Consider the following 11,788-nt stretch of genomic DNA (forward strand, 5'->3'; position numbering starts at 1 on the left):
TCTCAGCCTTCGAAGGTGCTGTCGACGAGGTCGAAGAGCTCGTCGTCGGTCGCCGAGTCCAGGTCGTCCGTGTCCTGCGTGGTGGCGTCGGACAGGCCGTGCCACACGGCCAGCAGCGCCTGGAGCCGCTGGCCGACGGTCGTGCGTTCGCCGTCGTCCGCGGTGACCGCGGCCAGCGCGGTCTCCAACTGGTCGAGGCCGGCCAGCAGCGAGGCGACAGCCGATGCCTCCGGCTCGTCGGGCAGTAGCTGTTCGCGCAGGTAGGCGGCGAGCGCCAGCGGGGTCGGGTAGTCGAAGACGAGCGTCGCCGGGAGCCGGGTCCCGGCCGCCGCCGTCAGCCGGTTGCGCAGCTCCACCGCGGTCAGCGAGTCGAAACCGAGCTCCTTGAAGGCGCGTTCCGGCTGGACGGAGTCCGCCGTGGCATGCCCGAGGACGGTCGCCGCGTGGGCACGGACCAGGTCCACCAGCACCGTGTCGCGGTCGGCAGGCGCGAGGCCCGCAAGCCGCTGTGCCAGCGAGGTGCCGCCGTCGGCCCGGTCGGCCGCGCCGGCCCGCTCCCGCCTGGCCGTGACCCGCACCAGGCCCTTGAGCAGCGGCGGTACGGAGCCGGAGGGGCCGGACAGCTTCGACGTGTCCAGGCGCGCCGGCACCAGGACCGCGTCGGCGTGCCCGCGGCCGGCATCGAACAGGGCCAGTCCGTCGCGGGTCGACAGCGGGGCCATGCCGCCCCGGGTCAGCCGCGCGATGTCGGCCTCCTCCAGGGTGCTGGTCAGCTCGCTGCGCTCGGCCCAGAATCCCCAGGCCAGCGACGAGGCCGTGAGTCCAGCGGCCCGGCGCCGCTGGGCGAGGGCGTCCAGGAAGGCGTTCGCGGCGGCGTAGTTGCCCTGGCCGGGACCACCGAAGGTGGCCGCCGACGACGAGAACAGCACGAACGCCGACAGGTCCAGATCGCTCGTCAACTCGTGCAGATGCAGGGCCGCGTCCACCTTCGGACGCATCACCCGGTCGACCCGCTCGGGGGACAGCGCCGCGATCACACCGTCGTCGACGTCACCGGCCGAGTGCACGACGGCGGTCAGCGGATGCTCGGCCGGCACCGAAGCCAGCAGCCCGGCGACCGCCGTCCGGTCCGTGACGTCGCAGGCCGCGACCCTCACCTCGGCGCCCAGCCCGGCCAGTTCGGCCGCCAGCTCCTGTGCTCCGGCGGCGGCAGGGCCGCGCCGGCTGGTCAGCAGCAGATGCCGTACGCCGTGTTCGGCCACCAGGTGCCGGGCGACCAGGCCGCCCAGGGTGCCGGTGCCGCCCGTGACCAGGACGGTGCCCTCAGGTTCGGGACGGCGCGGCAGGGTCAGCACCATCTTGCCGACGTGCCGGGCCTGGCTCAGATAGCGGAAGGCGTCCTTGGCGTGCCGGACGTCCCAGGCCCGCAGCGGCAGCGGCGTCAGCACGCCACGCTCGAACAGGTCGAGCACCTCGTGCAGCATCTCCCGGATGCGCTCCGGGCCGGCCTCCACCAGGTCGTACGCCCGATAGGCCACGCCCTCGTACGCCTCGGCCACCCGCGCCGCGTCCCGTACGTCGGTCTTGCCCATCTCGACGAACCGGCCGCCGCGCGGCAGCAGCCGCAGGGAGGCGTCGATGAACTCGCCCGCGAGGGAGTTCAGGACGACGTCCACGCCCTCGCCGCCGGTCCGGGCGGTGAACGCGGCCTCGAATTCCGTGTCGCGGGAGGAGGCCAAGTGGGCTTCGTCGAAGCCGAGTTCGCGCAGCACCTGCCACTTGCCGGGGCTGGCCGTGCCGTACACCTCGGCGCCCAGGTGGCGGGCGATCTGCGTGGCGGCCATGCCCACCCCGCCCGCGGCGGCGTGCACCAGCACCTTCTCGCCGCGCCGCAGACCGGCCAGGTCGACCAGGCCGTAGTACGCGGTCAGGAAGACCACGGGCACGGTCGCCGCCTGCGCGAACGTCCAGCCCCGCGGCATCCGCACCACCGTACGGAAGTCCGACACGGCGACCGTGCCGATGGCGCCCGGGAACAGGCCCATCACCTTGTCGCCCGGAGCGAGCCCGGTCACCGCCGACCCCGTCTGAAGGATCACGCCCGCACCTTCGCTGCCCACGATCGCGCCGCTGCCCGGGTACATGCCCAGGGCGATCAGTGCGTCGCGGAAGTTGAGACCGGCCGCCCGCACGGAGATGCGGACCTCGTGCGGCTGGAGCTCCTGCGTGGCGAGCTCGGGCCGGTCGACCAGGGCCAGCGTGTCGATCGTGCCCTCGGCCGTGCTCTCCAGCCGCCATTCGCCCAACCCGGCCGGCTCCGCCAGCGCGGGGCCGGCGGCGGCCCGGCCGAGCCGGAACGCCCGCGCCTTGCCGCCGCGCAGCGCCAGCTGCGGCTCCTCGCCCGCCAGCGCGGCGGGCAGCCGGTCCACGGACGCCGCGTCGACGTCCACCAGCGTGATCCGGCCCGGGTTCTCCGACTGCGCGGAGCGCAGCAGGCCCCAGACCGGGGCGAGCACCTCGTCGGGCAGCTCCTCGCCGTCGCGCACCGCGACCGCGCCGCGGGTCACGACGACCAGCCTGCTGTCCGCGAACCGCTCGTCGCCCAGCCAGCCCTGCACCAGCCCCAGCACCCGGCAGGTGACCTCGCGCACCGCCGCCGGAACGTCCGTGCGGGACCCGGCGGTCACGGGCAGCAGCACCACCTCGGGTACGTCGCCACCCACGCCCTTCAGGGCATCGAGCCCGTCGTACGAGGTCAGCGAAACACCCGCGATGTCCAGGGGCTCGCTGCCGAGCAACGCCCACGCACCGGCGACGGGCGCAGGCTCCGGCAGCGGTACCTCGGCCCAGTCGATGCGGAACAGCGCGTCGTGCGCGGCCTGCCGACCCGCGCCGAGCAGCTCCGCGGACGCCGGACGCAGCACCAGGGACTCCACGGTCGCGACCGGCGCACCCGTGGGATCGGCCACCGCGACCCGCACCCCGCCCGCGCCGTCCGGGGCGAGCCGGACCCGCAGCGCGGTCGCGGCGGCCGCGTGCACGGCCACCCCGCTCCAGGTGAAGGGCAGCAGATTCCTGCCCTCACCGGCGCCCGGCACCAGCGGAGCGATGCCCAGGGCGTGCAGCGCGGCGTCCAGGAGCGCCGGGTGCAAGGCGTACTGCGCCGCCTCGCTGTGGCTGTCCTCGGGCAGCCGGACCTCGGCGAACACCTCGTCGCCGCGCCGCCAGGCGGCCCGCAGGCCCCGGAACACCGGCCCGTACTGGATGCCGCCCGCGGTGAACCGGTCGTACAGGTCGGACACGTCGACCGGCTCGGCGTCCTTCGGCGGCCACAGCGTCAGCCCGCCGTCGCCCGGCGCGGCCGGGAGGGTGGTGAGGGTGCCGGTGGCGTGCCGGGTCCAGGGGGCGTCCGGTTCGGCGTCGTCGGGCCGCGAGTGCACGGTGAAGCCGCGCGCGCCGTCCACATCCGGTGCGGTGAGGGCCAGTTGGACACTGACCCCGCCCTTGTCCGGGAGTACCAGGGGCAGTTCCAGAGTGAGTTCGTCGAGGTTGCCGCATCCGGTGAGGTCACCGGCGTGGGTGGCGAGTTCGACGAAGCCGGTGCCGGGGAAGAGGACGGTGTTGTCGATGGCGTGGTCGGCGAGCCAGGGCTGGGCCGTGGTGGAGAGCCGTCCGGTGAGGAGCAGGCCCTCGCCGTCCGGAAGGGTGAGGATCGCGCCGAGCAGCGGGTGTCCGGCGGGCTTCAGCCCGGCGGCGGTGACGTCGCCGGCCTGTCCCGCGGATCCCTGGAGCCAGTAGCGGCGCCGCTGGAAGGCGTAGGTGGGCAGGTCGACGTGGGTGCCGGTGCGCTGGGGGAGGAGGGCGTCCCAGTCCAGTTCCACGCCCCGGGCGTGCGCCTCGGCCAGCGAAAGGAGGAAGCGGTCCCAGCCGCCTTGGTCGCGGCGCAGGGAGGCGAGTACGGCGGGGTCGGTGACGCCTGCTGCTTCTGCGGTGTCCTGGAGCGCGTGGGCGAGGACGGGATGGGGGCTCATTTCGATGAAGGTGCGGAAGCCGTCGGTGAGGAGGGTTTTGACGGTGGTGTGGAAGTCGACGGTCTCGCGGACGTTGCGGTACCAGTACTCCTGGTCGAGGTTGTGGGGGTCGAGGGGGCCGCCGGTGACGGTGGAGTAGAAGGCGATGTCGCTCTGGGCGGGGGTGATGGTTCCTATGGCTTTGAGGAGGCGGTCGCGGAGCTGGTCGACCTGGGGGGAGTGTCCTGCGGTGTCGACGCCGGGGATCTGTTTGGCGCGTGTGCCGTCGGCTTGTGCGGTGGTGATGATTTCGGTGATGGCTTGGGGGTCGCCGGAGACGGTGACGGTGGTGGGGCTGTTGACGGCGGCGATGCCGAGGCGTCCGGGCCAGCGCTGCAGCAGTTCGGTGGCTTTGTCCAGGGGCAGGGAGAGGGAGGCCATGGCGCCGTGGCCGGAGAGGGTGGCCCAGGCGCGGGAGCGTTCGACGATGATGCGGGCGCCGTCTTCCAGGGTGAGGGCTCCGGACAGGACGGCGGCGCAGACTTCGCCCTGGGAGTGGCCGATGACGGCGTCGGGGGTGACGCCGTGGGCCTGCCAGAGGGCGGCGAGGGAGAGCATGACGGTGAACAGCACGGGCTGGATGACGTCGATGCGTTCGAGTGAGGGTGCGTCGGGGCTCTGGCGCAGGACGTCCTTGACGGACCAGTCGAGCAGGGGGTCGAGGACGGCGGTGATGTCCTCGACGGAGCGGGCGAACACCTCGCTGGAGTCCAGGAGTCCGGCGGCCATCCCGGCCCACTGCGAACCCTGACCCGGGAACACGAACACCACACCACCCTCGGCGGCGACCGTGCCGCGCACCACGCCGAGCGACTCCCGCTCCTCCGCGACCGCGCCCAGCGCCTCCACCAGGGCGTCCCGGTCACTGCCGAGCACCACAGCCCGGTGGTCGAACCGGGCGCGCCCGGTCGCCAGCGCGTACGCCGTGTCCCCGAGGCCGGTCTCCGGCCGTTCGGCGAGGAACTCCGCGAGCCGCGCGGCCTGCTCACGCAGCCCCGCCTCCGACTTGGCGGACAGCGCGAGGGGCACCAGACCCGGCTCGGGCACGGCGGCGGGCGTCGCCTCGAGGGCCGGCGCCTCCTCCACGATCACATGCGCGTTGGTACCACTGATACCGAACGACGAGATGCCCGCCCGGCGCGGCCGGTCCAGCTCGGGCCACTCCCGGGCCTCGGTGAGCAGCTCGACCCGGCCCTCGGACCAGTCCACCTGGGACGTGGGCTCATCCACGTGCAGCGTCCTGGGCAGCACCCCGTGCCGCATCGCCTGCACCATCTTGATGATCCCGGCCACACCCGCGGCAGCCTGCGCATGCCCGATGTTCGACTTCAACGAGCCCAGCCACAAAGGCTGTTCACGATCCTGGCCATAGGTGGCGAGCAGCGCCTGCGCCTCGATCGGGTCACCCAGCCTCGTGCCCGTCCCATGGGCCTCGACCACATCCACGTCCGAGGTGCCGAGCCCGGCGCCCGCGAGTGCGGCCCGGATCACCCGCTGCTGCGAGGGCCCGTTGGGAGCCGTAAGACCGTTCGACGCCCCGTCCTGGTTCACGGCCGAACCACGCACCACCGCCAGCACACGGTGCCCCTTGCGCCGGGCGTCCGACAGCCGCTCCAGCAGCAGCAGCCCCACGCCCTCGGAGAACGCCGTACCGTCCGCACCGTCGGCGAACGCCTTCACGCGGTTGTCCGGCGACAGCGCCCGCTGCTTGCTGTACTCGGCGAACAGGTCGGCCGTGGACATCACCGCGACACCGCCGGCCAGCGCCAGGTCGCACTCCCCGCCCCGCAGCGCCTGCGCCGCCAGGTGCAACGCCACCAGCGACGACGAGCAGGCCGTGTCGACGGACACCGCCGGGCCCTCCAGACCGAACGTGTACGCGATCCGGCCCGACACCACACTCCCGGCGCTGCCCGTGCCGACGTACCCCTCGACCTCCTCCGGCACCGAGTGCAGGCGCAGCAGGTAGTCCTGGTACATCGAGCCGACGAACACACCCGTGCTGGTGCCGCGCACCGACTCCGGGTCGATCCCCGCCTGTTCGAACGCCTCCCAGGACGTCTCCAGCAGCAGCCGCTGCTGCGGGTCCATGGCGAGCGCCTCACGCGGGCTGATCCCGAAGAACTCCGCGTCGAAGTCCGCCGCGTCGTACAGGAACCCGCCCTCACGGGCGTAGCTCGTGCCGGGCGCGTCCGCGCCGAACAGAGCCTCGAGGTCCCAGCCGCGGTCCTCGGGGAACGCCGCCAGGGCGTCACTCTCCTCGGCCACCAGCCGCCACAGCTCCTCCGGGCTGCTCGCCCCGCCGGGGTAGCGGCAGCTCATGCCGACGATCACCACCGGGTCGTCCCCCGCCACCTCGGCGACCCGCACGGCCGCGGAGGTGTCCGTCGCCGCCCCCGAGCCCAGCAGCAGCTCGCCCAGGTGGACGGCGAGGACGGCGGGGGTCGGGTAGTCGAAGACGAGCGTGGCGGGCAGCCGCAGACCGGTGGCCGTGCTCAGCCGGTTGCGGAACTCCACCGCGGTCAGCGACTCGAAACCCAGCTCCTTGAACGGCCGTTTGGTGCCGATGCCCTGGGCGTCGTCGTAGCCGAGCACCGTCGCCGCGTGCGCCCGCACCAGGTCGGTCAGCGCCGTCGTCCGGTCCGCCTCCGGCAGCGCCGACAGCCGCCGCACCAGCTCCGAACCGGCCCCGCCGGGGGCCTCGTCGGCCGCGGCGGCAGCACTGCGCCGTACCGGGGCCGTCCGCACCAGGCCGCGCAGCAGCGCGTGCACCGACTCGGGACGGTCCCGCAGCGACGCCCGGTCCACCGGGCTGGGCACCAGCAGCGCGTCACCCAGCGCGCGGGCGGCGTCGAACAGCGCCAGCCCCCGCTCGCCGGTCAGCGCGCCCGCACCGGACCGCGCCATGCGCGCCACGTCCGCGGCATCCAGGTGCCCGGACATCTCCGAACGCTGCTCCCAAAAACCCCAGGCCAGCGACTGCGCGGGCAGGCCGTGCGCCCGCCGGTGCAGCGCCAGGGCATCGAGGAAGGCGTTCGCGGCGGCGTAGTTGCCCTGGCCGGGGCCGCCGAAGGTGGCCGCGGAGGAGGAGAACAGCACGAACGCGGACAGGTCCAGCTCACGGGTGAGTTCGTGCAGATGCAGCGCCGCGTCGACCTTCGGCGCCAGGACGCGCTCCAGATGCCCGGGCGTGAGTGAGGTGATGGTCCCGTCGTCCAGCGCACCCGCGGTGTGCACCACCGCGGTGAGCGGGTGCGCCGGGTCGACACCCCCGATCAGCCCGGCCAGCGCCGCTTTGTCGGTGACATCGCAGGCCGCGAAGATCACCTCGGCGCCGAACCCGGCCAGTTCGGCGGTGAGTTCCGCCGCCCCGGCGGCATCGGGGCCGCGCCGGCTGGTCAGCAGCAGATGCCGTGCGCCGTGCTCGGCCACCAGGTGCCGGGCGAGCAGCCCGCCCAGCGTCCCGGCGCCGGTGATCAGCACGGTGCCCTCGGGGTCCAGGGCGGCCGGGGACGACCGGTCCGCACGTTGCGGCCTGGCCAGCCGCGGCGCGAACAAATCCCCGTCACGTAGCGCGAGTTGAGGCTCCCCGCTCGCGAGTGCGGCGGCGAGCAGCGCGGCCGACGGTGCCCCGTCCGTCGACGGGTCGAGGTCGAGCAGCGCGAACCGGTCCGGGTTCTCGGACTGCGCCGAGCGCACCAGGCCCCAGACGGGGGCGAGCGCCAGGTCCGTCACGTCCTCGCCGTCCCGCACCGCGACCCCGCCACGCGTCACGATCACCAGCTGCCGGTCCGCGAACCGCTCGTCGCCCAGCCAGTCCTGAAGAACCCTCAGAACATCCGCGGTGGCCGACCGGACGGCCTCGGCGAGCCCGGCCGCGTCCGTGAAGGCGGGCGGCTGCGGGGTGTGGAACACCGACCGGGGCTCGCCCGACGCCTCCGGCAGCCCGAACCGGTCGGCGCCCAGCACCGTCCAGCCCTCGCCCGTCCCCTCGGCGGACACGGGCGTCCACTCGATCCGGAACAGCGCGTCGGCCACCGGGTCGGCGGCGGCCCGCAAATGGTCGCGCGGCACCGGCCGCAGCACGAGCGAGTCCACGCTCGCCACCGGGCCGCCCGAGGCGTCGGCCGCCTCCAGGGCGATGCCCTCGCCCGCCGTACGGGACAGCCGCACGCGCAGCGCGGACGCCCCGGCCGCATGCAGGCTGACACCGCTCCACAGGAACGGCACCAGCCCGTCCCCGGTGTCGGTCAGCGACCCCAGGCCCAGGGCGTGCAGGGCGGAGTCGAGAAGCGCGGGGTGCAAGGCGTACTGTGCCGCCTCGCTGTGGCTGTCCTCGGGCAGCCGGACCTCGGCGAACACCTCGTCGCCGCGCCGCCAGGCGGCCCGCAGGCCCTGGAACACCGGCCCGTACTGGATGCCGGTCGCGGCGATCCGGTCGTACAGGCCGTCGATGTCGACCGGTTCGGCGCCCTGCGGCGGCCAGGCGTGGAAGTCGTACGCCGTCTGCCGGGCCGCCGGCGCCGAGACGCCCAGGGTGCCGGTGGCGTGCCGGGTCCAGGGGGTGTCCGGTTCGGCGTCGTCGGGCCGCGAGTGCACGGTGAAGCGCCGACTGCCGTCCTCGTCCGGGCCGTCGACCCGGAGCTGCACCTGGACCGCGTCCCGCGCCGGCAGCACCAGCGGGTGCTCCAGGGTGAGTTCGTCGAGGTTGCCGCATCCGGTGAGGTCACCGGCACGCGTGGCCAGTTCGACGAAGCCGGTGCCGGGGAAGAGGACGGTGTTGTCGATGGCGTGGTCGGCGAGCCAGGGCTGGGCCGTGGTGGAGAGCCGTCCGGTGAGGAGCAGGCCCTCGCCGTCGGGGAGGGTGAGGATCGCGCCGAGCAGGGGGTGCCCGGCGGGCTTGAGGCCGGCGGCGGTGACGTCGCCGGCCTGTCCCGCGGATCCCTGGAGCCAGTAGCGGCGGCGTTGGAAGGCATAGGTGGGCAGGTCGACGTGGGTGCCGGTGCGCTGGGGGAGGAGGGCGTCCCAGTCCAGTTCCACGCCCCGGGCGTGCGCCTCGGCGAGGGAGCGGGCGAAGCGGTCCCAGCCGCCTTGGTCGCGGCGTAGTGAGGCGAGTACGGCGGGGTCGGTGATGCCTGCTGCTTCTGCGGTGTCCTGGAGTGCGTGGGCGAGGACGGGATGGGGGCTCATTTCGATGAAGGTGCGGAAGCCGTCGGTGAGGAGGGTTTTGACGGTGGTGTGGAAGTCGACGGTCTCGCGGACGTTGCGGTACCAGTAGTTCTGGTCGAGTTCGAGTGGGTCGAGGGCTTTGCCGGTGACGGTGGAGTAGAAGGCGATGTCGGTCCGGCGGGGGGTGATGGTTCCCAGGTTGTCGAGGAGGCGGTCGCGGAGTTGGTCGACCTGGGGGGAGTGTCCTGCGGTGTCGACGCCGGGGATCTGTTTGGCGCGTGTGCCGTCGGCTTGTGCGGTGGTGATGATTTCGGTGATGGCTTGGGGGTCGCCGGAGACGGTGACGGTGGTGGGGCTGTTGACGGCGGCGATGCCGAGGCGTGCGGGCCAGCGCTGCAGGAGTTCGGTGGCTTTGTCCAGGGGCAGGGAGAGGGAGGCCATGGCGCCGTGGCCGGAGAGGGTGGCCCAGGCGCGGGAGCGTTCGACGATGATGCGGGCGCCGTCCTCGAGGGTGAGGGCTCCGGACAGGACGGCGGCGCAGACTTCGCCCTGGGAGTGGCCGATGACGGCGTCGGGGGTGACGCCGTGGGCCTGCCAGAGGGCGGCGAGGGAGAGCATGACGGTGAACAGCACGGGCTGGATGACGTCGATGCGTTCGAGTGAGGGTGCGTCGGGGCTCTGGTGCAGGACGTCCTTGACGGACCAGTCGAGCAGGGGGTCGAGGACGGCGGTGATGTCCTCGACGGAGCGGGCGAACACCTCGCTGGAGTCCAGGAGTTCGGCGGCCATCCCGGCCCACTGCGAACCCTGACCCGGGAACACGAACACCACACCACCGGACGGAGCGGTCGTCGACCGCACCACGTTCGCCCGCGGCTCGTCGTCGGCCAACGCCGCGAGTCCCGCCGCCAGTTCCGCGCGCTCCGTACCGAGCACCACACCCCGGTGCGCGAAGTGCGTGCGCGTCGTCGCGAGCGCGTGACCCGCGTCGGCGGGGGCCACTTCCGGATGCTCGGCGAGGAACTCCGCGAGCCGCGCGGCCTGCTCACGCAGCCCCGCCTCCGACTTGGCGGACAGCGCGAGGGGCACCAGATTCGGCTCGGGTACGGCGGCGGGCGCCGCCTCGAGGGCCGGCGCCTCCTCCACGATCACATGCGCGTTGGTACCGCTGATACCGAACGACGAGATGCCCGCCCGGCGCGCCCGCTCTCCGGCCGGCCAGTCCACCGCCTCCGTCAGCAGCCGCACCGACCCGGACGACCAGTCGACGTACGACGACGGCTCGTCCGCATGGAGCGTGCGCGGCAGAACCCCGTGGGCCATGCCCAGCACCATCTTCATCACGCTGGCCACCCCGGCGGCGGCCTGCGTGTGCCCGATGTTCGACTTCACCGAGCCCAGCCACAGCGGCCGTTCGCGGTCCTTGCCGTAGGTGGCGAACAGGGCCTGCGCCTCGATCGGGTCACCGAGCCTGGTGCCCGTGCCGTGCGCGTCCACGGCGTCCACGTCGGCGGCCTTCAGCCGGGCGGCTGCCAGAGCCTGACGGATCACGCGCTGCTGTGCCGGCCCGTTGGGCGCGGTCAGACCGCTGCTGGCACCGTCCTGGTTGACCGCCGAGCCGCGGATCACACCCAAGACCCGGTGGCCATGGCGACGGGCGTCCGAGAGCCGCTCCAGGAGCAGGATGCCCACGCCCTCGGCCCACCCGGCCCCGTCCGCGTCCGCCGAGAACGCCTTGCAGCGGCCGTCCGGCGACAACGCGCCCTGCCGGGACAGCTCCACGAACGGCGCCGTGTTCGGCAGCAGCGTGACACCGCCGGCCAGCGCCAGCTCACACTCCCCGCCCCGCAGCGCCTGCGCCGCCAGGTGGATCGCGACCAGCGACGACGAGCAGGCCGTGTCGACGGTCAGCGCCGGGCCCTCCAGCCCGAGCGTGTACGCGATCCGGCCCGAGGCGATGCTCGCCGCGCTGCCCGTGCCCAGATGGCCCTCCAGGCCCTCCGGCGGATTGTCCCCGGCCAGCGAGGCGTACTCCTGCGTGTTGCTGCCGATGAACACACCGGCCTTCTGCTCGCACCGCGCGGGCACGATCCCGGCCCGCTCGAAGGCCTCCCAGGACGTCTCCAGCAGCAGCCGCTGCTGCGGGTCCATGGCGAGCGCCTCACGCGGGCTGATCCCGAAGAACTCCGCGTCGAAGTCCCCCGCGTCGTACAGGAACCCGCCCTGCTTCACATAGCTCTTGCCGGTCTTGTCCGGGTCCGGGTCATAGAGGGCCTCGACGTCCCAGCCGCGGTCGGCCGGCATGTCCCCGACGGCGTCCCGGCCCTCGGCCAGCAGCCGCCAGAAGTCCTCCGGAGAGTGCACCCCGCCGGGGAAACGGCAGCTCATGGAGACGATCGCGATCGGCTCGTGTGCGGCGGAGGCCAGCTGCTGGTTCTGCTGCCGCAGCCGGCCGATCTCCTTGAGGGAGTCCCGCAGAGCCTCAACGACGGCCTCGGGAGAGGTGTTCGGCTTGTTCGTCATTCGCTGTCCAGCTCCCGCGATGAAGA

1 protein-coding gene is annotated in these 11,788 nt (G+C 73.5%); it reads right to left on the reverse strand.

Annotated elements, in window-relative coordinates; translation table 11 throughout:
- Positions 1-2 precede the first annotated feature (2 nt).
- A complete protein-coding gene (locus OG410_RS42380; protein ID WP_443063941.1) occupies positions 3-11,783 on the reverse strand; it encodes an SDR family NAD(P)-dependent oxidoreductase in 11,781 nt (3,926 codons plus the stop codon).
- Between the last annotated feature and the right edge of the window lie 5 nt (positions 11,784-11,788).

The organism is Streptomyces sp. NBC_00659, assembly GCF_036226925.1.
Lineage (GTDB): Bacteria > Actinomycetota > Actinomycetes > Streptomycetales > Streptomycetaceae > Streptomyces.